Annotated in this window: 24 protein-coding genes; 8 read left to right on the forward strand and 16 right to left on the reverse strand. The window is 59.6% G+C overall.

The features are described from left to right. Positions 1 to 246: 246 nt before the first annotated feature. From AC1DF8_RS17780 to AC1DF8_RS17790, 3 genes are all read right to left on the reverse strand, one after another. Positions 247 to 1,290: a porin gene (locus AC1DF8_RS17780; RefSeq protein WP_478154311.1), complete on the reverse strand. Its 1,044-nt coding sequence runs from the start codon at positions 1,288 to 1,290 to the stop codon at positions 247 to 249. 348 nt (positions 1,291 to 1,638) lie between these two features. After that, positions 1,639 to 2,976: a GAF domain-containing protein gene (locus tag AC1DF8_RS17785; protein WP_478154312.1), complete on the reverse strand. Its 1,338-nt coding sequence runs from the start codon at positions 2,974 to 2,976 to the stop codon at positions 1,639 to 1,641. Then, positions 2,973 to 3,449, reverse strand: a complete 477-nt coding sequence (locus AC1DF8_RS17790) for a hypothetical protein (protein ID WP_478154313.1) — start codon at positions 3,447 to 3,449, stop codon at positions 2,973 to 2,975. The genes AC1DF8_RS17785 and AC1DF8_RS17790 overlap by 4 nt, the downstream gene beginning before the upstream one ends. Before the next feature lie 167 nt (positions 3,450 to 3,616). Between AC1DF8_RS17790 and AC1DF8_RS17795 the strand changes: the two genes are divergently transcribed. Then, the gene (locus AC1DF8_RS17795; protein ID WP_113115578.1) at positions 3,617 to 4,324 is read left to right on the forward strand and encodes a hemerythrin domain-containing protein; all 708 of its coding nucleotides are present in this window, start codon (positions 3,617 to 3,619) and stop codon (positions 4,322 to 4,324) included. Positions 4,325 to 4,560: 236 nt separating this feature from the next. Here the strand turns inward: AC1DF8_RS17795 and AC1DF8_RS17800 are convergent, their stop codons facing one another. From AC1DF8_RS17800 to AC1DF8_RS17815, 4 genes are all read right to left on the reverse strand, one after another. Further along, the gene (locus tag AC1DF8_RS17800) at positions 4,561 to 6,603 is read right to left on the reverse strand and encodes an acyltransferase family protein (RefSeq protein ID WP_478154314.1); all 2,043 of its coding nucleotides are present in this window, start codon (positions 6,601 to 6,603) and stop codon (positions 4,561 to 4,563) included. A gap of 165 nt (positions 6,604 to 6,768) precedes the next feature. After that, on the reverse strand, positions 6,769 to 7,419 hold the full coding sequence (locus AC1DF8_RS17805; protein WP_478154315.1) for an esterase/lipase family protein: 651 nt from the start codon (positions 7,417 to 7,419) through the stop codon (positions 6,769 to 6,771). A 91-nt stretch (positions 7,420 to 7,510) separates the two neighbouring features. Continuing rightward, on the reverse strand, positions 7,511 to 8,047 hold the full coding sequence (locus AC1DF8_RS17810; RefSeq protein WP_112542120.1) for a cytochrome b: 537 nt from the start codon (positions 8,045 to 8,047) through the stop codon (positions 7,511 to 7,513). Beyond that, entirely contained in the window at positions 8,044 to 9,090 is a 1,047-nt protein-coding gene (locus tag AC1DF8_RS17815) for a catalase family peroxidase (protein WP_113211087.1), read from the reverse strand. Before AC1DF8_RS17815 ends, AC1DF8_RS17810 begins: the two co-directional genes overlap by 4 nt. A gap of 548 nt (positions 9,091 to 9,638) precedes the next feature. On the opposite strand from AC1DF8_RS17815, the gene AC1DF8_RS17820 reads away from it, so the two are divergent. The 6 genes from AC1DF8_RS17820 to AC1DF8_RS17845 all read left to right on the forward strand — a co-directional run bounded on the left by AC1DF8_RS17820 (position 9,639) and on the right by AC1DF8_RS17845 (position 14,161). Continuing rightward, a complete protein-coding gene (locus AC1DF8_RS17820; RefSeq protein WP_112542123.1) occupies positions 9,639 to 10,088 on the forward strand; it encodes a hypothetical protein in 450 nt (149 codons plus the stop codon). Positions 10,089 to 10,359: 271 nt separating this feature from the next. Then, the gene (locus tag AC1DF8_RS17825) at positions 10,360 to 10,632 is read left to right on the forward strand and encodes a BON domain-containing protein (RefSeq protein WP_112542124.1); all 273 of its coding nucleotides are present in this window, start codon (positions 10,360 to 10,362) and stop codon (positions 10,630 to 10,632) included. Between the two features lie 125 nt (positions 10,633 to 10,757). Then, positions 10,758 to 11,153, forward strand: a complete 396-nt coding sequence (locus tag AC1DF8_RS17830) for a DUF1236 domain-containing protein (protein WP_478154316.1) — start codon at positions 10,758 to 10,760, stop codon at positions 11,151 to 11,153. Between the two features lie 121 nt (positions 11,154 to 11,274). Beyond that, on the forward strand, positions 11,275 to 12,087 hold the full coding sequence (locus tag AC1DF8_RS17835) for a DUF1236 domain-containing protein (protein ID WP_478154317.1): 813 nt from the start codon (positions 11,275 to 11,277) through the stop codon (positions 12,085 to 12,087). 53 nt (positions 12,088 to 12,140) lie between these two features. Then, positions 12,141 to 12,344: a hypothetical protein gene (locus AC1DF8_RS17840; RefSeq protein ID WP_478154318.1), complete on the forward strand. Its 204-nt coding sequence runs from the start codon at positions 12,141 to 12,143 to the stop codon at positions 12,342 to 12,344. A gap of 56 nt (positions 12,345 to 12,400) precedes the next feature. Continuing rightward, positions 12,401 to 14,161: an MOSC domain-containing protein gene (locus AC1DF8_RS17845; protein WP_478154319.1), complete on the forward strand. Its 1,761-nt coding sequence runs from the start codon at positions 12,401 to 12,403 to the stop codon at positions 14,159 to 14,161. Positions 14,162 to 14,290: 129 nt separating this feature from the next. Here AC1DF8_RS17845 and AC1DF8_RS17850 read toward each other — a convergent pair whose 3' ends face one another. Further along, positions 14,291 to 14,551, reverse strand: a complete 261-nt coding sequence (locus AC1DF8_RS17850; RefSeq protein ID WP_478154320.1) for a hypothetical protein — start codon at positions 14,549 to 14,551, stop codon at positions 14,291 to 14,293. 1,158 nt (positions 14,552 to 15,709) lie between these two features. Here AC1DF8_RS17850 and AC1DF8_RS17855 point away from each other — a divergent pair. Continuing rightward, positions 15,710 to 16,066 (forward strand): hypothetical protein, encoded by a 357-nt coding sequence (locus tag AC1DF8_RS17855; protein WP_478154321.1) that lies wholly within the window; start codon positions 15,710 to 15,712, stop codon positions 16,064 to 16,066. 163 nt (positions 16,067 to 16,229) lie between these two features. Here the strand turns inward: AC1DF8_RS17855 and AC1DF8_RS17860 are convergent, their stop codons facing one another. From AC1DF8_RS17860 to mdcA, 8 genes are read right to left on the reverse strand one after another with little or no spacing between them, the layout of a single operon-like run. Then, positions 16,230 to 17,165, reverse strand: coding sequence for an acyltransferase domain-containing protein (locus AC1DF8_RS17860; RefSeq protein ID WP_478154322.1), 936 nt, complete (start codon positions 17,163 to 17,165; stop codon positions 16,230 to 16,232). Between the two features lie 9 nt (positions 17,166 to 17,174). After that, positions 17,175 to 18,122 (reverse strand): AEC family transporter, encoded by a 948-nt coding sequence (locus AC1DF8_RS17865; RefSeq protein ID WP_478154323.1) that lies wholly within the window; start codon positions 18,120 to 18,122, stop codon positions 17,175 to 17,177. After that, complete coding sequence (gene mdcB, locus AC1DF8_RS17870; RefSeq protein WP_478154324.1) at positions 18,122 to 18,994, reverse strand: triphosphoribosyl-dephospho-CoA synthase MdcB; 873 nt, start codon at positions 18,992 to 18,994, stop codon at positions 18,122 to 18,124. Before mdcB ends, AC1DF8_RS17865 begins: the two co-directional genes overlap by 1 nt. Positions 18,995 to 19,005: 11 nt before the next feature. Then, positions 19,006 to 19,686, reverse strand: a complete 681-nt coding sequence (mdcG, locus tag AC1DF8_RS17875; protein ID WP_478154325.1) for a malonate decarboxylase holo-[acyl-carrier-protein] synthase — start codon at positions 19,684 to 19,686, stop codon at positions 19,006 to 19,008. After that, the gene (gene mdcE, locus AC1DF8_RS17880) at positions 19,664 to 20,383 is read right to left on the reverse strand and encodes a biotin-independent malonate decarboxylase subunit gamma (RefSeq protein ID WP_478154326.1); all 720 of its coding nucleotides are present in this window, start codon (positions 20,381 to 20,383) and stop codon (positions 19,664 to 19,666) included. The genes mdcG and mdcE overlap by 23 nt, the downstream gene beginning before the upstream one ends. Beyond that, on the reverse strand, positions 20,370 to 21,308 hold the full coding sequence (locus AC1DF8_RS17885; RefSeq protein WP_478154327.1) for a biotin-independent malonate decarboxylase subunit beta: 939 nt from the start codon (positions 21,306 to 21,308) through the stop codon (positions 20,370 to 20,372). Before AC1DF8_RS17885 ends, mdcE begins: the two co-directional genes overlap by 14 nt. After that, the gene (gene mdcC, locus AC1DF8_RS17890) at positions 21,305 to 21,619 is read right to left on the reverse strand and encodes a malonate decarboxylase acyl carrier protein (protein ID WP_113148079.1); all 315 of its coding nucleotides are present in this window, start codon (positions 21,617 to 21,619) and stop codon (positions 21,305 to 21,307) included. Before mdcC ends, AC1DF8_RS17885 begins: the two co-directional genes overlap by 4 nt. Positions 21,620 to 21,631: 12 nt before the next feature. After that, positions 21,632 to 23,275, reverse strand: a complete 1,644-nt coding sequence (mdcA, locus tag AC1DF8_RS17895) for a malonate decarboxylase subunit alpha (RefSeq protein ID WP_112542137.1) — start codon at positions 23,273 to 23,275, stop codon at positions 21,632 to 21,634. Positions 23,276 to 23,397 lie beyond the last annotated feature (122 nt).

The raw sequence follows: 23,397 nt of genomic DNA on the forward strand, positions 1-23,397 counted from the left end.
GGAGCCAAGAGTGTTGATCTGGGCTCGGTACCACCTGGAACAGGGAAGATCCGACCATTGGCCGCGAAGACATTATCGATGTCGCTCGCTCGCGCGGTCTGGCAGGTGATGTGGGAGGCGCGTGCATGGACGGTTGTCTATCACCGGCAAAAATAGTCGGCGAGCAAACGAAGAAGGCCCCGCTGCTGGTGAGGCCTTCGTCTTTATCATCCGCGCCTCGTCACAGCCGAGAGCCCGGATTTCGGATCAGAACGTGCGCTGCAGGCGCAGGAAGCCCGACGTGACGTCTTCGGCACCATCCGGATCGAGATACTGAAGGGAGATCTTCGCAGCAAAATTGTCGACGAACTGGTAGTCGACCGTCAACCCGACCTTCCAGGCATCGTTGTCGTCGTTGAATTCGTCACCGACGATGCCGTAGTGGCCATAATACTGGAACGCCGGAGTGAACTTCAGCTTGTCGGTCGCCTTGACAGCATACTCGCCAGCGACAACCCACTCAGCCTTGTTGTAATAGGCATTCGGATTGCTGGAGTAGATACCGGCGAGGCTGAGAATGCCGGGACCGATAGGAACCGTACCCATGGCGCGAACGGCGCCTTCTTCATTGTCGGTGTCGTAACCAGCCGTGACCTGATACGTGAACACACCTGCCCTGCCAGCGACGGCGACTCCTACGCCCCAGTTGTTGGCGGCTTCACCATGGTAGAACGGGCTATCTTCCAGTTCGTCGACGCTGATGCCGGCGTAGAATTCGCTCGTCTCATACTGGTAACGGATGGAGTTATGCAGGGTGACCGGGGAGCCGATGTCGTCGGTTTCGCCGGTGAGACCATCGTCCCACCAGGAGTAGAAGAGACCAGCGCGGAAGCCGGCTATATCAATATAGGCGGAGTCGAGCTGGGCCTTCTGGTCTGTCGCATTGTCGGCATTCGTCTGGATGACGACGAGACCGGTGAGCGGGCCGTATTCGGTATCGCTCTTGGCCGTGAACTGAACCTGGCCTCGCGTGCGGGCGTCCCAGTCGGAATCATTCGGAACAGAACCGCCGCCGCTCGCGCTGATGGAGCTTGCGTTCGGAGCAACGTCAACCTGAAGACGGATGTAACCGTTGATCTTCAAGCAGGTTTCCGTACCCGGGATGTAGAAGTAGCCGGTGCCGTAGGCGTCGCAGACGCGGACGTATTCAACCGGTTCCGGTTCTGCAGCGACGATCGCGTCAGCAGCCTGAGCGCCGGAAACCACTGCCATAGCGGCTGCAGAGGCAAGGAGGATACTCTTGATGTTCATGATGATCCCTTTTCGTTGAGGCGCCGATCCTTGGGAAAACGAGGCGTCACGATAACGAGATCGGATCGCATGGACTATGAGCTCACGCAACAATGTGACAGTTTATGACAGGTCGAGCGCAAGTAGTGTATCCGAAACCACACATCACACTCACCGACGGAAACGTCGTTGATCGGGAGAGCGTTGCCCTGCAAAAACTGCGTCTGAACCGGGCGCGCCTCCGGAAATGCCTGTCGCCAAAACCTCTTCATATCGAGAAACTCGTCCACGGCGCCTTGTGCTCTGGCGGTCAAATCGGCTTTCTCGGGGTGAGGAGCAGGCTGTCTGCGGCTGATCTGCCAGGATGGCTTAGTCCTCGATGACCTCGATCTCTGGTAGGCCGGCGAGCGACAGGCGCAGGCGGCCGCGCTCGGCACGTTCCAGCATGATAGGCCCAGCCTTCTCCTCCAGCCGCCGGCGAAGAAGGATGAGCCGGGTCTCAAGGTTGTCCTTGAAATCCGGCAACTGCAGGCGCCGGTCGCGGCGGAGCTCGCGGTTCAGGAAGTCCTGCTTGCCGCTGCGCCTGTAATCTTCAAGAAAGTGCAGTAGCAACCGGCCCGGCACGCCGCGGATCAGGTATTCATCGTCAACGAATAACGAGCCGTCGCGCTGATAGAAGCGCACTGCGATCCGCCGACCGGCCGGCACGTGCTCCACCGGCGAACCGCCCTCGGCGCCCCGGCTCGTCTCGGGCCGCTCTGGTCCATCAGACAGGAAGGAGAGGGCGGTGGCGAGGTGTGCTGCCACCACCGTCAGCGCTTCTTCGTCTCGGTGCCGAAAGGTGAAGCGTTCTGTCGATTCCAGGAAGAGCACGCCCACGAGCGTTCCCCGTGCGGCGAGCGGCAGCGCGATCTGGCTGAGCGGCTTGTCGAGAGCCGGAAGCGGGATCGGCGTCGCATCGTCGACGCCCGCCATGGCCCGCACCGCCTGGATATAGCGCAGGCCGCGGCTGAGGTCGGTGATCCGCACGTTGCGCTGCTGTTCGGCTGCGGCCCCGATAATGCCGCGCCCGAGCGGCACCTCGGCACCGAAGCCGAATTGGTCGTAGCCGCGGCTGGCGATCGTCGTCAGGCCGCCGCGTTCGCCGTCCGGCACCAGCACCATGGAATGGTGATAGCCGAAGAGCTCACCCAGGCCCTCGAGTGTTGCGTCGAGCAGGGTTTCCGGATCACTGCAATCCGACATCCGCGCCGTCAGCCGCGCCACCTTGCCCATCAGGTCGGGCAAAGACAGCGGCTCCGGCTCGACCAGCGGATGGGCCGCAGGCACGGCCCGACAGTCCTCTACCCGGTAGATGTCGACGGCGCGCAGCTTCATGATCCCGCTCATCCGGCTTTCCAGGATCGCCAGATGGATCGCTACCCGCTCGAATGTCTCGCCCTCTGTTTCGGAGCGCGTGAACACCAGGTCGAGCACGTGCTGCTGGCCGCTATAGCCATCGACCACCATCACGGTCGCAAGCCCGTTGCGCGCCACATTGATGGCGGTCTTGGAGAAGAACTGGTTGGAGAGCGCGACATGCGTCTCGTCGACGTAATGCACGTGCGAGAGGTAGGAAATATTGGGCATTCCGTCGTCATCGGTGGTGGCGATGACGGAGGGGATGACGCCTTCAAAACTGTCCCGCAGCCTATCGAGCGGGATCATGCGGCAGCTTCCGGCGTCAGCCTGCGTCCGGCGCCCGGCCCCGGCGTCTGCTCGAAGATCGCCTGCGGTGCGATCGTCAGGCAGACGAGTTCCTGATCCGAGAGCGTGCTGGAGAGCTGCATCCGGGTGACACCGAGCGCCATCATGCGCGCCAGCTGCTCTGCGACATAGGCCACGCCCCGTGCCCGATGGGCCTCATCTGCCGGCCCCGCCTCCACGACCCGGCCCTTGATCTGGCAGGCCTTGTAGTCGGTGGCCCGCACATAGGTCGTGGCAATCGGCCGGCCCACCAGCGCCTCGCCCACGGCTCTTGGCCATTGGCTGCGGGAGGCGAGAAAATGCAGATTCCCGCTCTGCCGGTCGACATGCACGCCAGAACCGCGGCCGATCATCGGCCGGCCGGCCTCGTCGCGCGTCGCAAACAGTATCATGACGGGACTTTCTATGAATTCCACCAGTTCCGGCCCGAGCAATGCTTCCCTCCCTGAGACCAGGCGATGATAGTTAGTTAGGATATTCTTAGCAATCGTTCCAATTGCTTAGGATGGTTTTAGGAAGCGCCTCGCAGTGGCCTCGGCTATCTCCCGCTTATCAGCCCGGCGCAGAGAAAGAGGCGCCGGCCAACGAGAGGAAGACCAACATGAGCCATGAATTCTCGCTTACCAGCATCCCCGATCTCAACGGTCGTTACGATATTTACGGCGCGATACACAAAGGCCTGCGCAAGGCCGGCTGCGACCTGCTCGCCCGCCTCGGCACGGCCGATTTCCAGAACGTCGAGGAGACGGTCTTCCTGATCGGCGACCTGCGCCATTACCTGATGCTTGCCGCTTCCCATGTCATGCACGAGGACGACAACATCCACGTGGCACTCGCCGAAAAGGGTGTCTCGACCGTCACGCTGGATGAGCAGCACGACGACCACCGCACCGCCTTCCGGGAGCTGGAAGAACTCGTTGTCGCCTGGGAAAAGGCCTGGCCGCTGCACAAGTCAGCCTGCGGCCGCAAGCTCTATCTCGCCTTTGCCGCCTATCTCGCCGACGATTTCGCGCATATGCACGAGGAAGAGGCGGTGACCGGCCCCTTGCTGTGGCGTCACTTCAACGACCAGGAAATATTCGGCATCGAGATGCGCATCATCGGCTCCCTGCCGCCGGAAAAGAGCATGGCCTTCATGCGCATCATGATCCCGGCGATCAATCCGGCCGAGCGCGCTGCACTTTTGGGCGCCATGAAAAAGGATGCGCCGCCGGAAATCTTCCAGGCCGTCATCGACTTCGCCGTCCGTCCGGGGCTTTCGGCCGGCGATTTCGCCAAGCTTGCCGATGCACTGAAGCTGGCAGCCTGAGAGGCGGGCGGCGGGCAGTTGACAGATCGCCCGCTGCTTGCCCGCAACGTTAGGAGAAAATCCATGTGCAAACCGAATGGCGAGGCTGCCATGCAAGTGGAATGTCCGTATCGCGGCGATTGTCGTCTCTGTCCGACGTTATCCGTAGTTCCGGCGTCGGCAGGGGAGACAGCTGAGCACATTGGTGGGATCCTCCAGCAAAATGATCCGGATTTCCAGCTTCGCCTGACGCTCGTTCAGATGTTTTGCGCCACCTTGAACACGGATGCGAAAAGGTAGCCGAGGCTTTTGGCAGCAGAAGCGGTGATGTGATCGGCATCCATATAGAGCGGAACGCCGGCGCGCGACGCATGACAGCGGGCGTTATCGCAGAAGGAAGGCAGCGGATCGACGATCATCGCGTCGTATTCGGCGGCAGATTTCTCCAGCACGGAGCGAGCAAGCGCCTGCCGTTCTGCGATGTAAGACAGAGGCGGGGCAATGTCCGGTGAGGTGCCTTCAAGCTTGGCCTTGGCAAGTGCTTCTGGCACAAAATGCCCCATCTCCGGCACGTCCATGACCAGGACGACCTTGACGCCTTCCTGCTTCAACTGCGCCAGGGTGTTGTCAAGCGCCGTTGCGACGGGCTTTGAATAATCAGCGAGGTTCGGGGGAATGGAAGCGTCGAAATAATCGCCCTGGTTCGGCAATTCGGACTGGTGAACGTATTTGGGCCAATAGGCCAGCATGAACACGAGCGGGATATGCTTCTCGCGGATCAGGTCACGCACCGAGTCATTAAAAGCGGCGCAACGGCGCGTGTCGCCCTTGGTCGCAAGTGGTACGTCGTTAAGCGGCGGGCAGGAGGCGTGGGCAGCAAACATGCCGCCGAAGCCTCCGGCGGCCGCGGCGGCATCGATTGCCGGCGCCATCGCGGCGGCATGTGAATCGCCCCAGACGAGGAAGTCAGGACCGAGATCGCTGAGGTCACCGAGGGCGCAGACCCTGCCGCTTTCGACATCGGCATCGGATGGCCCCTTGTGATCGGATTCGCTGAAACAGCCCGCCTGATAGAAATGGCTGCGGTCATAGGTTGCCGCATAGATGGCGCGGACATCGGCCGGCAATCTGCCGGGCGCTCCGCCGCTCGTGACCACCAACGCCCCGGCACCCGCCGTTACCCCGACGAGCAGAACCGCCATTGCCGGTAGAAGCCTGCCTGTAAGCAGGACACGGCCCTTGCGGAACGGCCTTTCGACGAAGTGCCACGAAGCGACGGCGACAACGAGCGAGGCCAATATAACGACGAGACGCAGCGCGGGCGTGAGTTCATGATCCGTGAAATACCGCGTGAAGACGATGATGGGCCAGTGCCAGAGATAGAGCGAATAGGAAATCAGCCCCACGAAAACCATCGGCCGTAGCGCCAGAAGCCGGCCGACGATACCGTTGCCGGCGCGCGCATGGATGATGCAGGCCGCGCCGAGACAGGGCAGCAATGCGGCAAATCCCGGGAAGGCCGTTTTCTCCGTAAAGACGAAGACCGCAACGCCGATCAGCACGAGGCCGATCGCCGCCAGAACTTGTCGGCCTGTTTCGCTGCGCAGCTCGGGAATGGCCCCCAGGCCCAGGATGACGCCGATCAGAAGCTCCCAGACGCGATATTGCGAAAGGTAGAAGCCCGCCGTCGGATTTTGGTTCAACACCCCGATGCTGGCAGCGAAGGATGCTGCCAGCGCGACGAGCATGGCCGGCATGATCTGCCGCGGCGCCAGCCTCTGCAACAGGATCATGAGAAGAGGAAAGCCGATGTAAAACTGCTCTTCAACCGCAAGTGACCAAGTGTGCAGCAACGGCTTCATCTGGGCACCGATGTCGAAATATCCCGCCTCCTTGGCAAACTGAATATTCGACGCGAAGAGGGAGGCGGCGGTCATGCTTCGGGCGAAATACAGAAGCTCCTGTGGCATGAAGGCGAACCATGCCACGACGGCGCACGTCAGCATCATGGCAAAAAGGGCGGGAAAGATGCGACGGATGCGCCGCTGATAGAAGCCCGCGAGACTGAACTTACCGAGTGCCATCTCGCCTGTGATCAGGCTGCACATCAGGTATCCCGAGATGACAAAAAACACATCGACGCCGACAAAACCGCCACCAAAACCGGGTACGCCAGCGTGAAAGAGGACGACCGGCAGGATGGCGATAGCGCGCAATCCGTCGATATCGGCCCGATAGGGTAGATGATTTTCACCGTTCCGAAGAGAAGATCGAATGGGATTTTCTCCCCTGCTGAACATTATACATCCTCGGTGGTGTCGGCTGAGATCGAGGGCGGACCTATCCGACTCAATTAAGGTATTTTGAGGCAAACCATCCCAAAAGCAGCGCGCCGGCTAGCCAAATTGCGATCGCGATCAATCCGGCGCCCGCTAACCAAATGGGAGGCAGGTTCCGTCAAGGGCTCATCGGTGGAACTTGCCATCTCGAAGAAACGAAAGGGCTTGCGCCCACATGATTTTACTTGATGGAATGAAAGTGTGATTGGCGACGATTGCGATATGGTCGGCAGCTCCGACAAGTCGCGTGCTTTCTACAGTCACCTTACCGTCGTTGGTGTTTCGATAGCCAATGATCAAGGATGAGACGGGATCGATGGTTCGGGTTCCCGCGATGATACCCAGTTCGAAATCGACCGGACCGAAAATATGGGCGAATGTACTCTGATCGGTAGCGAGCTGCTGGCCGGCAGGGCCGTAAGCTGATTTATACAGCGGCACCTTTTTCAAGAAATCTGCGACCTGACTGCCATTATTTGGAGTCCCGATCATCACCACCCGCCCGAGATTTGATGGTCGATAGTTCTTCAACATGGCCCTGATGACCAATCCGCCCATGGAATGTCCCGCCAGATGAAGACGGCCTTCTGCGTTGCTCTCAGACGCATCTTCGACTTCCTCCGCAATGATCTCTGCCAGCCGTTCAATGGGGTAACGGGACGAAGGGTAGTCAACGTTTCGAGTAACGTAGCCTTGGGTCTGCAGGTAATTTTCGAACTTGCGCATGGAAGCGCTAGTCCTCCTGATGCCGTGAAGGAGAACAACGGTGTCGGTCATGTCAAATGCCGTGGCTCTGTCGATGGCCAGGATCTCGACGTCTCATCAACTTCGTTCTTAGCCTTGACCACAGTTCAGCCGGTACACGCCGCTACTTGCCCAGCAACATTGTACCAAGGACTCCATCGCGGCGGACGAGTCCGTGAAAAAGGGCTGCGGCGAGATGCAACAAGACGAGAGCGAAGAAGGCGAAGGCAAGATACTGGTGCGCGGTCCAAAGGAGTGTGTGCAGGCTGTCGCTCTGCGGCAGGATGGCGGGAAGCCGTATTCCGCCATACAGCACGATAGGATAAGCGGCTGCGGACATCATGGCCCACCCGATCAGAGGCATGCCGATCATCAGCGCGTACAAGGCGAGGTGAGAGAGATACGCGGCAAGTTTCATCGGCTCGGGCAGATCGGCGGGCAACGCAGGCGCGCCTGATATGAAGCGGACCACAAGACGAACCAAGGCAAGAACGAGAATGGCAATGCCCAGTGTCTTGTGTGTCACCAACAGCGGCAGATATTGGCGTCCGACAGTGGACACCATTCCGACGCCGATGAACAGCATTGCTAGGATGGCGATCGCCATCAGCCAATGCAACAGACGCTGGACGATGGTGAAGTGCGTGTTGGTGCCTGTCATGGCTTTGCGCTCGCTGTCGTTCGGGGATAATGGCTCGCTTCCGAGGTACGCAGATCGTAGGATCTGGCATAGGCGGCCGAACGGGCTGCCGGGAACGGATCATCGGAAACCTTTATGCCGTCAGGCAGAATAGTCGGATCGAAATTGATGTCCCGGCACGGGCCGTCGGCCTCCGGCTCGATTTTCTGGACAATCAGTGTACCGGCATCCACGGTTCGCCGCTCAGGCGGCCAGGCTTTGGTCGGATCCGCTGTGGGATCGGACGGCTCGGCCACGGTCAAAACGAGCGTCCAGCGCTGCGGCGACTTCGCGACGCGTTCGGCAATTTCGTCTTCGAGATGGTTGGGGCCGAGCTTTGCAAAATCCTCGCTCGTAATCGGTATCGCCTGCGCTTGCGCACGCAGCGACCAGCGCACCGCATGCTCGGCGCCGTCACGATTCGCGAAAATGAAGGCGTTTAAGCTGTTGAACGTCTCTTCGGCGTAGCTCGCAGTCCAGGGAGCCGTCGTCGCCCATGCGCCGAACGCTGCGAACTCCGGATGGGCCGTCACGAAGCCCTTCATCGCTTCGGGATCCTTGCTCTTTGACGCTTCGAGCAGTTCGTAGAAACCTTGAGGAGTGGAGACCGCGAAGACGGGGGGATCGATCAGGGCCATGCGCCAGACGTCCCTGTCCGGTGTCGAGATCTGCACACCGAGCCCGCGCACCCGCACTGTCGGATCCGCCGCATCCGGGTCGGGAGTTGCCAGATTGAAACGACCGAGGACCGGATATTGTCCGGCGGCGAACACCATTGCCCGCGAGAGTTCAACGCCGTTCCCGTTCGCTTCGAATACGCCCGTGAAACAGATGCCCTTCGCGTGATTGCGCCGATGCCCCAGAGCGGCCCCGTCTGGAGGCGCCAAGGCGTCAACGAGCTTTGTGGAAGTAAGGCGGCCGGGCGAAAGCCACCCTGCAGTATAAGCAAACGCGCCGACGCCGAAGGCGACAACGGCAGCGATCAAGACAATCGATCCTAGAGCGGAACGCTGCGGGCTTGGCATCCAAGACTCTCCGTTCTTGTCAGTATCTGCGATGCTAGGAAATAAATTTCAGTGCAAGAGCGGCATTGATCCAGCGTGTAAGCAATCGAGATCCGCCGCTTGTATCGTTGTTTCCATCGCGGAAGATGGCACCCGCGAGCGACTTGGTCAATTCGTTCTCAGGCTGGAATTTACCCCTGACTTCACTGGAATCAAGCGATGTCATGCTTGTGGTTACGGAAGCCGGCGCTTCCTGTCGATCACCTTTAAAAAACCCCTTCCACGAATGGCTTGGCGCCGTAATTCCTTATGCAAAACATAGACCATCATCGAATCGCAGAACGGGCAGGGGTGTTGATCAGAATGCGGACGACAGGTGGGGCGGACGACGAGATCTCCCGAACGATCGAAGGCGAAACTGGACTCGTCCATCCTCAGTCTGTCCTCGGATTGGGGGGACTGAAACTCTACAGGATGAACGATATGAAGAATGCGGTCGGCTACGAAGGGCTCGCGTTTTTCGACGAGCTTCGTAATGTCCATTCTGGCATGACGACGGCAGCGATTCGATGGCAATCCTCTTCAAGACTGTAATCACTGAAAATTCGGCTTTCGAGATGATCGAACAGGCGCTCTCCGGCGCCAGTCAATATGACGGCTACCTCAATGTCGCCAGCGATGCGGGGGAGACCGCAACGTCCTGGGGGCCGGCAATGCACGCCGAAGAGTTCAAGAGCGAAGTCAGCGAGATCTTGAGAGCGACATGGGATGCAGCCCGCTTCTGGGTTATCTACGAGCGCCGCGAGGAGCGGAAGGATGCCAAAGCCACCGACATCCGAAACGCCGCCTTCCATCTCACGCGCGGCTACAGCGGCGTCATCGTCGTCACGCTAAGCCTGCTCGGCAAGCGCGACAGCGACAATGACCTTGAACTCGTCTTCGTCTGCTTCGAGCAGGATTTTCACAGGCGGAATTTTCGGGTCCGCTATGAAGGAAAGCCGGTTCCGAGCCGGGATTGACGCTGTAGCCCGGATCCAGGTCGAGATAATCCACTTCACGCCATGTACGGCAATGGCGATGCAACCGAAGAGTATCGGCACGTCAGTCGGAGCGAAGCGCCGTCATGCCGAGCCACCATGGAGTGACCCGAGCCAATTGTGCTGAGGGGCCTTTCCAAGCGTTCGATGGTCCAATGGGACCTAAGTCCGTCTGGCACGATTTGGCGGGGTCACTCATATTAATATCACGATAGATACGATGTTCCTTTGAGGGGAGGAACCGGGAGGTACTATGAAATTTGGTTCTGACATTTTCGGCCACGAACAGTGCTGCTCGCAAGGCCATAGTTCTGCGTCGACCATCGCTGCGATCCAGGCCGCCCTATCAGCGGAGCCGGATATTGACAGCAGTGCCATCACGATCCGAATGCTGGGACCGGTCGCCCTCCTCGAGGGCTATATCACGAATGCGGCTGACCGGGATAAAGCGATTTCGATCGCTGCCATCATCGTTGGCTTTCACAATGTCCAGGACCGGATGCTGAGCCGCTTCCCGAGCCAATAAGGGCGTCCGGGACGATCAGACCAAGGTCCTAATCCGCACAGACTGAAGTCCCTGGTCTGGAACACTCACCTCCTCTTTCGGTTTGATCCCACAGCGGAAAAAGACCGCTCTAAAGGAGGAAACAAATGAATATCAAAGCAGTAGGAATTGCGGCCGCCCTTCTGATGGTGTCCGGCTCGGTGTTTGCTCAATCATCGACCGTCACGAGCGCAGCCGGCGGTGCCGCCACCGGCGCTATCGTTGGTGGTCCGGTCGGCGCCGCTGTCGGGGGCATTGTCGGCGGTGTAGCGGGTAGCGTCATCGATCCGCCCCCGCAGACGGTGGTCACCTACGTGCAGCAGGCGCCCGCGCCCGAGACGCACGTCGTCGTGAAGGAAAAGGTCGTCGTCGGGCAGCCGCTCCCGGAGACTGTCGTCGTAACGCCGATCCCCGATGAACCCAAATACTCTTATGCGATCGTCAACGATGAGCGCGTCATCGTCGAGCCTTCTTCGCGGAAGGTGATCCAGGTCATCCAGTGACCTCCATGTCACCAAACTGACCCCAGGCGGCGCTTGCCGTCCATTCATAAAAACAAGGACACGCATGCACTTCGCAAGGACGCGGAGACGAGATGTCGTGCCCATTACCCGGAGATCAATCATGAGAATCAATCATCTCGCCTTGGTCGCGGCGGCGTTGTCGCTCAGCGTATCACCACTTGCCACCCTGCCTGCTGCAGCACAGGGCAGCGGTACGACCCAGTCCGGCTCGCAGGCCGAAACGCAATCGGGTTCCGGTTCGAAGACCGACACCATGTCAGGTTCGCAGACGGAACAGTCGAAATCCGGGGCAGCAGCCACGGGTAGCGACTGTACCCCGGACGCTTCGGGTGCGTGCCCGAAGGGCAAGGGCCAGTCGTCGGAACAGAAGGGGAGTGGAGGTTCCGATTCACAGAAGTCTTCCACGGAAACGAAATCCAAGTCCGGTTCGCAGGACGCTTCTGGCGCCGCCACGACCGAGCAGAAGTCCAAGGGGGGAACGAACGAGAGCGGCGGATCCGCCACGACAGGCTCGAAGAGCAGCACGCAGGAGACCAATTCGTCCGGCACTATGACGAAGAGCGGTGATACGTCGAAGCAGTCAACCGATCAGAACACGTCGACGTCCAACAAAAGCTCCACCGAAACGAACGTCAACAATACTACCAAGACCAACGTCAACGTTACAGTCGAGCAACAGACTGAAATCAGACAGGTCGTGAAGGAAGTTCATGTCCAGCCTGTGAAGGAAGCCGACTTCACGGTGTCCGTCGGAACCAGGATTCCGAAGAAGGTCCGCCTCGAACGGCTACCGCCGCGTATCGTGAAGATCGTGCCGGCATACGAAGGCTACCGCTTCTTTCTCCTTGCGGACGGCCGGATCGTTATCGTCGATCCCGATGCACTCACGATCGTCTACATCGTCTCGGCCTAGCAGGCAGCACCCGGCGGTGTCCTCGACACCGCCGGGGCCGCAGGAGGATTTCCATGATCCACAATGAACCCAAGCCTTCCGGATTCGCGTTTCCACTTATCCTTGTTCTGGTCGCCATGGCGGCGATGATCGGCGGCTTGGCGATGACGGCCGGTCACACGCCGGCGACCCGGGTATGGGTTCCCCCGCTATCGCTGTGCTTGGCCGTCGCATTGTGCTCCGACCCGCGCCGGCAAAGCGAAGGCCGCGTGGCTTGACACCGGACCGACGGCGGCCCCCAATACTTTCGTCATAGTCGTCGAAAGAGAGCGTCATGGTACATTTGCTTTCGGTCAACGTTGGCCTGCCGCGTGATGTCGAGTGGCAGGGGCGGCTCGTGAATACCGCGATCTGGAAGATGCCCGTCAAGGAGCCTTGCATGGTGCGCCGCCTGAACATCGACGGCGACGGCCAGGCGGATCGCGCCGGCCATGGCGGTGAGCACCGTGCGGTTTATGTCTACCAGACCGATTCCTATCGGTATTGGCAGGAGCAACTGGGCCGAAATGACTTCGTCCATGGCCAGTTCGGCGAGAATTTCACGCTCGACGGTCTTCCGGACGCTGAAGTCTGCATCGGCGACCGATACCGTATCGGCGAAGCCCTCTTCGAGGTGAGCCAGCCGCGCGTCACCTGCTATCGGCTCGGTATCCGGATGGAATTGCCGGAAATGCCTGCTCTTCTCGTCTCGCACCGAAGGCCGGGATTCTACCTCCGTGTCCTGAAGGAAGGGAAGGTTCAGGCGGGCGACGAGGTCGAGCAGGTGTCATCGGCAGAGGAGCGCATGACGGTCGCCGATATCAACGATCTTCTCTACAAGCCTGGCCACCCTCGCGAACAATTGGAACGTGCCTTGCGGATACCGGCGCTCAGCCCCGGTTGGCGGCGCTCGTTCCAGAGCTTGCTGGCGCAATCCCCGGAGAACGGATCTTCGCCTGGAAACGCCGGCCTTACGGGAGCGGAATTCATCGCGCCTGCGTGGGACGGACTTCGTTCGTTCAAAGTGTCGAGCATGACATCAGAGAGTGAAAGCGTCACGTCTCTGGAGCTTGAGCCAGCCGACGGAAAGCGGCTGCCGGCCTTTCTTCCAGGCCAATTCATTGTGCTCGGCTTCCAACCCAGAAAGGCTTCGCTCCTCCTGCGGAGCTATTCCCTGTCAGGCTCGTCAAATGACAGGTCTTACAGAGTAAGTATCAAGCGGCAGGATCACGGCGTCGCCGGCGCCTACGTCAAGGACGAGCTGGGCATCGGCGAGACCGTGCAGGCAAGCGCTCCGCGGGGCAGCTTTACCCTGGCAGAGGGCGCGACGCCGCTCGTCTTGCTCAGTGCGGGGATTGGCGCGACGCCCCTTCTTGCCATGCTTCATGCCCTGGCAATCGACCGTTCGAGTCGGGAAGTCTGGTGGCTCCATGGTGCGCGCAACAAACGAGAACACCCGTTTGCGGATGAAGTGACAGGGCTTTTGCAACTCCTTCCAAATGCCCAACGTCTTGTCTGCTACAGCGCACCCGATCCGGCCGATAAGAGAGGAATTGATTACGACAGGCGATCTCGCCTCGACCTTGCAGCGGTCCAGTCGCTGCGGCTCCCGCTTGACGGCGACTTCTATCTCTGCGGGCCGCAAAGCTTCATGGACGATCTTGCTGCGGGGATTGAGAAGCTTGGAGTGGAGCGCAGCCGCATTCACACCGAAACGTTCGGATCGGGCCGGTCCATCACTCCGGGGATCGCGGCTTCGTTGGGCCGGCAGCCGCATCAACCGGCCGGACCCCCAGGCGCAGGTGCCGTGATCTCGTTCGCCCGCAGTGGTGTGAGCGTTGCTTGGAACCCGAAGTTCGACAATCTGCTCGAGCTTGCTGAAGCATGCGACGTGCCTGTGCGCTGGTCTTGCAGGACAGGTGTTTGCCACACTTGCGAAACGGGGTTGATTTCCGGGGCGGTGCGCTATCGTCCTGATCCGATCGACGCTCCTGCTGCTGGCAACTTTCTCCCATGCTGCTCGCAGCCGAAGGGCGAGCTCGTTATCGATTTGTAGCGGGGAATTGACCCGCGAAGGCAATTCGGGATGGGCATGCAGCTCTCCTTCCGATTCAACGGCCGCGTTTCAGGGTCGTGCTTGGGCGAGACGTGAGGCCGACAATGAATATTCCGAAGGTAATCCAGGTTAGGACGCGCGGCGCGGGACCGAGGGCAGCTGCGCGAGTTCGGCTTCCAGTTCACCGCGTTCGCGAAGTTGCGAGATCCCAAGCTGGACGACTTTGATCAGATCGGTCATCCGCTGGCCGTGGCTATTCTGATACTCTTCCAAGGTGGGCGTGCTCAGTATGACATAGGTCAGCGCTGCGACGCGATCGTCCGTTACCGCCTTGGCGCCGAGAGCCCATACGCGGTTGAACAGAATTCGGTCTGAGTCCCTGATTTGCATGACGCTTCACGAGCTGGTTGCACCCTAACCTGATATCGGTCGGGAGGGGTGAGGTAGGGGCACAGGTGCGTTCATCAACCGGACTAAAGTCCGATGCACGACGACCATCGCCGGTTGGTGCGATAGCGTACATTGGCTGCAAGCCGCCTCGACACGTATCCGACGATGTTCGGTGGAAATCGGGGTGCATCCATTTCGGGGTGCCGTGTGCAGAGCGTGATCTGCACGCGGTAGCCGACCGGGCTGGTGAGGAAAGGCCTCGCGTCGGCGGGGGGCTGAATGATGCAGCAGTCCGATTTTTTAGTGTCGGATAGACCCGGTCAGAGAAAGCGCCAGTTGCCACCGAACCGAAGCGCCCGCGCGCGGAGACCGTTTGGGCAGCCCGTTGGCTTGATCAGGTCGAATGGTCACAGAGTTCGACGAGCGACCGCTTTCGAACCAGCCGAGTCATTTGCGAACGGCTTTGCGATCTGTACCGAAGGAGAAAAGGTCCCGACAGTTTGAGCGTCTGCATTATCGGTCCTCTGGTCGAGCCATAATGAAGCCCATACCAATGCGCCAAATGCAACTGCCAAAAAGCAAGCCAAGCCTGCTTCCAGCCAGCGGGGTCTCGTTTTGATCAAGCGTTTGTTAGTGTTGAGCCTGATGATCATCGAATATCAATCCTATTGGAGAAGCTTCAATGTAGCTTGCTCCGGGGTAAGCGTGAGCTCTTTGGCCGCAGCGCCAAATCCAATTGGCGACGCAAGGACCGTCGGGTGGCCCTCCTTAGGATAGACATCACGTCGGGCAGGTCGCCGGCTGGGCAGGCGACCTGCCGATGGTCCGATTTCGTCGGCCTCGGCGGGCGGAGAACCAAGTTGCCGGAGCGAGATCGGGTCCAGTGTGCCCTCGGTGGGAGGACCCGAGAGACCAGTTTAATTTAGATCTTTGTAACGGACGTCGGAACTACACTTAGGTGTGGGCCAACTGAACTTGCTTTCGCGTCTGGAGCTTCCGGTCAAACCCTAAGTCTAGTCTTCGCGGACCAGCGTATGATTTCTCGCAAGCCTTCCCGCCAATAAGCTTCTCGGGTCGCCGAAGTCCGGCGATGAACGAGAAACAAGATCGGCCGCAGTCCCAAGTTGCGGCTCGTGACACTCATCGGAAGGATATACAATGAGCCGCATTGGGCAATTTGCAGTGGTTGCTGTCGTTTCCTCGCTCGCCTTCGCAGGCGTGAGCCGAGCCGACAGCCTGGATATGAACGATGGCGCCAAAATCGAAAAAGCGCTGCAGACGTTCAGCAGCAACTTTGACGTCCGGGATATCGATGATTACGCGAACTACAAGGATCAGCCGGAAGGTTCTGACGCCGCTCAACCGCGCACCGATGCTGGGGTTCAGCACATCCAGGCTTCCATCAAGGGAAACAAGGATCTGGTCAGGCGTCTCGGCGAGCGCGGTGTCAAGATCGACGACGTCGTCAATGCCGAGCAGGCAGCCGACGGCAGCATGACATTCTGGGTTCGCTAACCCTGGAGGCCTGGAAGATCGCAATTCCGGGCCTCCTTCATTCGCTTGTGGAGAAAGTAGCAAGCGAATGGACGAATTCATGCATGCTCCGATCACGGTTGTGGTTGTTGCCGCTGTTCCCTAGACGCATGGGGCCGCGGCAACCGTCGTGGCGAGCATGGCGCTAAGGCGACCCATGCGAACCGATCCAATTTACGACGCCCGCAATGGAGCTGAATTCGTTGACACTTCGGCTCGGGAAGTCGGGGTAAGCCGAAGCCACCATTTCGCTTAGCGCTTTCCCGGGACCGAACTCGAGAAACGAGGTTGCCCCCGCTTCTACACAGCTGCTGAGACACTCTGACCACAGGACAGTCTGCGACACCTGTCGCGCGAGTTTGGCAAGACCTGTCCGGGCATCGACGACGGTCGTGCCATCGATCCCGCTTAACAGGCGAACTCCCGGAGATTGCGGAGAGCAGACCGCCGCAAGCAGGACATCGCGGAAATCATCCGTAGCTTTGCTCAGCAAGTTTGTGTGGGACGCGACCATGACCTGTATGAATGCGACTCTTTGAGCATTTGCGGCACGAGCTGCCTCGGCAATGGCGTCCAGGGCAGGCCGGCCACCTCCGATGATAAAGGCGTCGCCGGGATTGATGATCGAGATTGCCGCTCCGTAACGAGCGCAGAGAATGTCGACCGCATTCCGTGAAAGGCCACGTATGAACAGAAGGCCGTCACCCGGAGTACTTTCGGCGTCCATGATCTCTGCCCGACGCGCAACGAGGTCTAGGGTCTCCTTGGGTGAGAACAGCCCTGCTATGCCCCAAGCCGCAACTTCTCCGACGCTATATCCGGCAACGATCATTTGCGAAGGCAGGTACGACTTAAAGGTCTCGAATGTCGCCAGCGCCTGCAGCGTGCAAAGTATCTGGCCGGTTCGATTGCCGTGAAGCGTCTCGATCGATTCTCGTTTGACGAGTTCGCGAGGGTCGACGCCGCCAAGCAAGTTCGCGCAATACGCAAAAAGCTCATCGGCTTCCGGTGCACGTTCCGTGAGAGAAAACATCGCAGAATTCTGGTGTCCTTGTCCGGAACACAGGATGGCGACTGGCATGGCGGGCTTTCACCTCGGAAAGAGGATGGCCACAGCGATGGCCAATGTGACGATGCTCGAGACCGTACTTGCGATCACCATCGATCCCGTCGCACGCGAGTCAAGGCGATAGTTGACAGCAAACAGGATCCCGAAAAAGCCGGAAGGTACAGCCGCCAGCAAGATGGCGACTTTCGCTGCGTCCCACGGGATCGACAACACCAGTACGACGCCAGTCGTCAGGATGGGGCGCACCAGGTTCGACATGATGGTCGCGCTTATGACCTTCCTGTCGAGTTTGAAAGCCTCCGCGGAAAGGACCACACCTGTCAGGAACAGCGCTACGCCGGGGGCTGCGTGACCAATTAGAAGCAGACTGGCATCGACGACATCACCCGTTTTCAGCCCACTGAGTGAAAATAGTATTCCAAGCAAGGGGGCGACGACGACAGGCTTCGTCAGGGCATGCCACAGACTGTGCGAGATCTTGGGCCGCTGCCCGTTATTCCCGCCGGGCTTGTCGACATGCATCTCGACGAGAAGCAATGACAGCGGGCTAATGATGATCGAGCCACTTGCGAGTACGATCGCGAGCGGCACAGTCCCACTGGGACCCAGCACGTCACTAAGAATAGGAAGACCTACACCTGCCAGATTCGGAAACGCGATCGTGAGTGCCTGCAGCGAGGCGTCCGCCTTGCCGACCTTCATGTAGCGTACTTGAAGTAGATACCAGGCGGCAAACACGACGAGCATGACGCCGCTGCTGATGAGGAAAAGCGGTGCTTGCGCGAGCATTTCGCTACGCGGGGCGGTCGCTGTCGCTGCGAACAGCGACGCGGGCAAGGCAAAGGTCATGACGAGGACGTTCAGTCCCTCAACATGATGATTGTCGACGATAGCCAAGCGCCCAGCAAGGTAGCCAAGCGCCATGACAAAGAAAATAGGAAGCAGCGCGAGTAAGATCGTATGTGCCATCAGATTTCCCGTCTCTCATGCACGTCGACAAACAACGTCATCGCAAGGAGATCTGCCGAACCGCCGGGGCTGAGCCAGCGATCGCGAAATTGTCGATGGATCAAAGCGGCATGACGTTTCCACTGCGGAGCACGGATTCCGCCGTCGTCCAGAAACTCCTGCGCGAGTTGCTTCGCGTAGAGAAGGCCATCCGGGCCGCCCCGATGAAGCAGGTTGGTGTCGTCGAGAGCCGCAATCAGCGCGAAACAAGTTTGGACGCGAGCAGCCTCCGCATCATCCGGACGCGCCTTGATGGCATCTCGTAGGGCGGGCAAACCAACCCGATAGACGGTTGGAAAACCCTCCGCCGCTTCGAGGCGCGCACCGCCGGCGCCAAAGCGACGTCTCGCCCTGTCGCCATGGCTGTGCAACAGGATAGGACCGTCGAGAATGTCATGCCCCCAGCGTTCTGAGACGATTGCACCAAGCGAAAGGTCGTCGGCGACAACGCCGCTTGCTCTCGCACCCGCTGCCGCGCACAAAAGTCCCATCCCGAATATCGCACCCCTATGGGTATTGATGCCGGAGGTGGCGGCACGCATCGCGGCTTCCGCCTCGATGCCGATGACCCGCAGGCGCCCCATTTCACAGTCCCGGGCCCCGGCTTCCGCCAGCGCTTCGAGGAAGGGGCTTATTGCTGCGGCGCTTTCACGAAACGTCTCGCAATTCATGTCGTCGTGGCTGCCGCAGTCAATGTGACTGACGAGCCCCGGTTTCGGCCAGGTTTCGAGCTCCAACAAAAGGCAGGCCGTCGCTGTGGACGCGATGTAGTTGAGGTTTGCTGGCCGCCTATCTCTGGCATGTGATCGTTCGTGCGTGGCGGGAGGGGGCATCAGGAAATTTCTCATAGGTGCGTACCCCCGTTCAGAAATGCCGTCGGGTGACACAGCATCGTTCCCGAGATGGATTTGACGAGAATGTCGCCAGTTGAGCCAAGAAACTCCCGCCAGTGAACTCCGGCGCCGTCATCGCGGATGAACTCTCCATCCAATCGCATCGGAGCCATCGACTGGATGCCCGCCAGATCGTTGGCCAAGGAGACGGCGTTCGTATTTCGGTGGAGATAAAACAGAAAATCGAGATCGGAGCTGGAGGTCAGATAATCCAGACCCGTAATGACACTCCATCCAAGACTGCCAAAGACCCTGACTTCGATCGCGTGCCGGGACGCCAATTCGCCGATTTCCCGCAGCGTCGGAATCCATTCACTGGGTGATTTGGGGTGGACCGCTTCCAGAACAGGAGGGCGATCAACTGACAGGATCTGATGTTCTTGAACTACCAGGGAGAGCCGTTTCTTTCCGGCAGATGGAGGCAAGGGCAGGCCGACGGAAATGCCTGCCGGCCCTCCCGCCTCCGGCCTGCGAGCGACCACGGGCCAACCGCGTCTGCACCATTCAGCAATCAGAGGCTCGGAAGAAAGGCAAGGATTGTCCTCGATTATCGAGGTCCATGACAGCGGATCCAACGAAACCAAATCGTGCCGCCTCGGCGGCACGATGTTACCGTGCGAGTGCGAGCGCATGGACCCGCTCCGCAATTTCGGCAGCCTTTATACGGCCCTTGCGTTCCTTGCCCAATGAATCGCGAATATCACGAATGTCCGGCAGATCGGCCAACAGTGCATTGAGCTGTGCCGCAAGAGAGTCGGTCTCACTCCATATTCGGTGAACCGCCCCTGTCTGTGCCAGGTTTTCGAGGCCGGGCGCGAAAACCGGCGTCGATCTCGCTTTTTCTTCGAGAACCTCGACAGATAGCTTTGTCACCTTCGACATCGAAGGCAGGTCCATGACCGCAGGAGACGCCCCCGGTAGTCCGACCAACACCCGTGTTGCCAATGCCGTCGCGAGAAACGCCCCGGCCGCGGAATGGCCGTAGAGGATGCCGATGGTCGGCCGACCGTGCATGTCGGCATAAATCAGGCATTTGGCGAGGTGCGCCAGGAATTCATTCAAGCCCAGCAACTCGTCGCGCTTGCTCATCCGCTGACTGTCGCTGTCGACGATAACAAGGATCGGGCCGCTCCCCGTTTTCAGGGCGCCGAGGACGAAGCTTGAAAGGCGGATCGCCTCGTCTACGCCCAATGCGGTCCGGTCCGAAACGCCGATCACCAGGCCCTGGCCGCCGGCTTGGAGGGAGCCGTATCCGGTAAGGATACCGTTGTCGTTCTCCACCTTGCAGCCGTCGGGAAAAAGCGAGGCCAAGATTTCATCGAGCGTCATGGTGGGTGCTCCGCAGTTTGTCGGCGAGGGATATGAATTTGTCAGTTGGCATCCCGGGCACCGAAGCGGCCTCGGACACACCGATCGCCTTCCAGATATCGAGCGCATCGCCAGACGCGCCAAAGCTTTGCAAGCGCTTCTCGAGGCGAAGCTGCTCGTTCAAAAGGGTCTCGAGGGTGAGGCCCGCAACGGTTTCTACGAGTGTCGACGCCGCCTCTCGAAACGCTTCTGCCGTGTCGTCGACAAAGACATCGGCTGCGCCGATCAGATGTCTGTGTTTTCCGCCCATCGTTCGCCACACCAAAGCGCGATCGCGGGAATCGAATTCTTCGATCCCTCGGTTCGTCTCGATGACTTCCGGTCCGGAAACGGCAATGCGTCCCTGTTCGGAGACGACGAGAGCGGAGCAGCAGCCGGCTGTCAAACCACCTCCGCCGTAGCAGCCCGCGCGGCCGCCGATAAGTCCGATGATCTTCACGCCGGCGGTCCTTGCTTCGACAACGGCCCGCATGATTTCGGCAATCGCGAGCTCTCCGGCATTTGCCTCCTGAAGCCGCACGCCGCCAGTATCGAAGAGGATCAACAAGGGTATCGACTTCGCATCCCGCGCAGCGCGCAGGAGGCCTGTCAGTTTGGCCCCATGGACCTCGCCGAACGCGCCGCCCATGAAACGGCCTTCCTGGGCCGCGATGAACACAGGCGATCCAGCGAGCAGGCCACGTCCGATGACTATGCCGTCGTCGAATTGCTCGGGGAGATCGAAGAAGCGAAGGTGGGGGCTGACCTCCCGCATTTCCGGTCCGAGGAATTCCTGGAAGCTTCCTGCATCCAGCACAAAGTCGACACGCTGGCGCGCCGAAGCCTCATACCAGCTTGAAGACATATCCTGCGGCTTTGCAGGCCGCGTTTTTTCTCCAGAGCTCATTGTTGTTCCTCCATCACGCTGACCGCTTGCGCCAATCGCAGCATCACCGTATCCGGCCGTGCGCCCCCATCGTTGATGGACAACTTGAGCCCACCGGGCGCGTATCGCTCGACAAAGTCATCGATGACAGCGGTCCAGACTTCTCTGAACCCTTCGGCTGCCGTCCTGATTTCGACCTGGCAGTGGTTGTCGGGCAGGACACGCTCGGCGAGGACTTCGAGATTGCCGGAGGCCACTACACCAACGATTGCGAGTCTTCTGTCGCCGGAAGCCCGCCTGTTGGTCGTGTGGTGAAAGGTAAGATCTTCCATCACGTGTTCCTTTCACCAGTTGCGAAACTTCGAGGGAGGGGAATAAAGACCGCCCGACCATCGGACGAGATCCTTGATGGAGCGAGCTGCCAGCAGATTTCGATCCACGTCGAGAAGGTCGATGCCGAGATCTTCCGGGCGTCGGATCACGCCTCGTTCCCTCAGGTGCTGGACCATCTTCTTGTCGCGCGCGCGGCCGACGTCGGTATAGCCTGCCACTCCGCGGATGGCCTGTTCACGCTCCCGGCTATCCCGGCACAGGAGGAGGTTTGCTATGCCTTCCTCCGTAACAATATGCGTCACGTCATCGCCGTAGATCATGACTGGCGCCAGATCGAGCTTGAGTTTTTCAGCGAGGGCCAACGCGTCCAGCTTCTCGACGAACAGGGGGACGTTTTTTTCTCCAAACGTTTCACCGATCTGAACGACGAGCTTGCGACCGCGGCGCAATGGTGCAGGGATATCGGGATCAGCTTCCTTGCCAGCTTGGAGCCATGGCTCGCTCGGATGACGCCGACCCCGCGGGTCGGAACCCATGTTCGGCGCACCGCCGAAGCCTGCGATACGTTGGGTCGTAATCGTGGATGAGTTGCCGTCGAGGTCGATCTGAAGTGTCGAGCCGATGAACATATCGCAGGCATAGAGACCAGCTACCTGGCTAAAAGCCCTGTTAGAACGCAGGGAACCGTCGGCTCCGGTGAAGTAGACATCGGGTCGGGCGCGGATGTAGTCGTCCATCCCCACTTCCGAACCGAACGAGTGGATCTGTTGGACCCAGCCCGATTCAATCGCCGGAATCAACGCGGGGTGGGGGTTCAAAGCAAAGTGGGATGCGATCTTGCCCTTAAGTCCGAGCTTGTCTGCGAATGTGGGAAGAAGGAGTTCGATCGCGGCAGTACTGAACCCGATCCCGTGGTTGAGACGTTTCACGCCGTATGGCGCATAGATCCCTTTAATGGCCATCATGGCCGTGAGGATCTGCGTTTCCGTGATAGCGCCTGGATCGCGCGTAAACAGGGGTTCCACAAAAAACGGCTTGTCGGCTTCGACGACGAAATCAATGCGATCTCCGGGGATATCGACACGGGGGATCCTATCGACAATCTCGTTGACCTGGGCGATTACGACCCCGTCCTTGAAGGCGGTCGCTTCGACGACGGTGGGCGTGTCTTCCGTGTTCGGTCCCGTATAGAGGTTGCCGTCGCGATCAGCGCTGACTGCGGCGATCAACGCGACATTGGGCGTGAGATCGATAAAATACCTGGCAAAAAGTTCGAGATAGGTGTGAACCGCGCCCAGTTCGATCTTGCCGCCGAACAACATTTTCGCAATGCGTGCGGATTGGGGACCTGAGTAGGCGTAATCGAGCCGCTTGGCGATGCCGTGGTCGAACAGATCGAGATGGCTGGGAAGAACCACGCCGGACTGTACCATGTGAAGGTTGTTGACCTTTGTTCGGTCGACGGCCAGCAACGCGCTGCTGAGCAAATCAGCCTGCTTCTGATTGTCACCCTCAAGGCACACGCGATCGCCAGGACGGACCACCGCCTCCAACAGCCGGGTCGCATCACGTGCCTCGACGATTTTTCCCTTCGCCAGAGCACTTCCCGCCTTGATGCGGGCAAGGTGCTCTTCGCGGTGTCGTTGCCAGTTCATCGTCTTCTGGGCTCCTGCTTGTCAGTTGGTCGACAACCGCGCGGTTTCGATTTGACCGATTGGGATCTGCGTGCGGAGGAATGTCTCCGCATCTGTGGGCGAGCGGTTGCGGCTATATGGCA

It is taken from the genome of Rhizobium sp. 05N49, assembly GCF_056396805.1.

Bases quoted from the DNA above. Each gene is read 5' to 3' on its own strand.
- mdcC (WP_113148079.1), bottom strand. From the start codon at position 21,619: ATGGAAGATCTTACCTTTCACCACACGACCAACAGGCGGGCTTCCGGC.
- AC1DF8_RS17835 (WP_478154317.1), top strand. From the start codon at position 11,275: ATGAGAATCAATCATCTCGCCTTGGTCGCGGCGGCGTTGTCGCTCAGC.
- mdcG (WP_478154325.1), bottom strand. From the start codon at position 19,686: ATGCGCTCGCACTCGCACGGTAACATCGTGCCGCCGAGGCGGCACGAT.
- AC1DF8_RS17825 (WP_112542124.1), top strand. From the start codon at position 10,360: ATGAAATTTGGTTCTGACATTTTCGGCCACGAACAGTGCTGCTCGCAA.
- AC1DF8_RS17810 (WP_112542120.1), bottom strand. From the start codon at position 8,047: ATGACAGGCACCAACACGCACTTCACCATCGTCCAGCGTCTGTTGCAT.
- AC1DF8_RS17860 (WP_478154322.1), bottom strand. From the start codon at position 17,165: ATGCCAGTCGCCATCCTGTGTTCCGGACAAGGACACCAGAATTCTGCG.
- mdcB (WP_478154324.1), bottom strand. From the start codon at position 18,994: ATGCCCCCTCCCGCCACGCACGAACGATCACATGCCAGAGATAGGCGG.
- AC1DF8_RS17805 (WP_478154315.1), bottom strand. From the start codon at position 7,419: ATGACCGACACCGTTGTTCTCCTTCACGGCATCAGGAGGACTAGCGCT.
- AC1DF8_RS17820 (WP_112542123.1), top strand. From the start codon at position 9,639: ATGGCAATCCTCTTCAAGACTGTAATCACTGAAAATTCGGCTTTCGAG.
- AC1DF8_RS17815 (WP_113211087.1), bottom strand. From the start codon at position 9,090: ATGCCAAGCCCGCAGCGTTCCGCTCTAGGATCGATTGTCTTGATCGCT.
- mdcE (WP_478154326.1), bottom strand. From the start codon at position 20,383: ATGACGCTCGATGAAATCTTGGCCTCGCTTTTTCCCGACGGCTGCAAG.
- AC1DF8_RS17785 (WP_478154312.1), bottom strand. From the start codon at position 2,976: ATGATCCCGCTCGATAGGCTGCGGGACAGTTTTGAAGGCGTCATCCCC.
- AC1DF8_RS17795 (WP_113115578.1), top strand. From the start codon at position 3,617: ATGAGCCATGAATTCTCGCTTACCAGCATCCCCGATCTCAACGGTCGT.
- AC1DF8_RS17885 (WP_478154327.1), bottom strand. From the start codon at position 21,308: ATGAGCTCTGGAGAAAAAACGCGGCCTGCAAAGCCGCAGGATATGTCT.
- AC1DF8_RS17830 (WP_478154316.1), top strand. From the start codon at position 10,758: ATGAATATCAAAGCAGTAGGAATTGCGGCCGCCCTTCTGATGGTGTCC.
- AC1DF8_RS17865 (WP_478154323.1), bottom strand. From the start codon at position 18,122: ATGGCACATACGATCTTACTCGCGCTGCTTCCTATTTTCTTTGTCATG.
- AC1DF8_RS17780 (WP_478154311.1), bottom strand. From the start codon at position 1,290: ATGAACATCAAGAGTATCCTCCTTGCCTCTGCAGCCGCTATGGCAGTG.
- AC1DF8_RS17845 (WP_478154319.1), top strand. From the start codon at position 12,401: ATGGTACATTTGCTTTCGGTCAACGTTGGCCTGCCGCGTGATGTCGAG.
- AC1DF8_RS17800 (WP_478154314.1), bottom strand. From the start codon at position 6,603: ATGTTCAGCAGGGGAGAAAATCCCATTCGATCTTCTCTTCGGAACGGT.
- mdcA (WP_112542137.1), bottom strand. From the start codon at position 23,275: ATGAACTGGCAACGACACCGCGAAGAGCACCTTGCCCGCATCAAGGCG.
- AC1DF8_RS17840 (WP_478154318.1), top strand. From the start codon at position 12,141: ATGATCCACAATGAACCCAAGCCTTCCGGATTCGCGTTTCCACTTATC.
- AC1DF8_RS17850 (WP_478154320.1), bottom strand. From the start codon at position 14,551: ATGCAAATCAGGGACTCAGACCGAATTCTGTTCAACCGCGTATGGGCT.
- AC1DF8_RS17855 (WP_478154321.1), top strand. From the start codon at position 15,710: ATGAGCCGCATTGGGCAATTTGCAGTGGTTGCTGTCGTTTCCTCGCTC.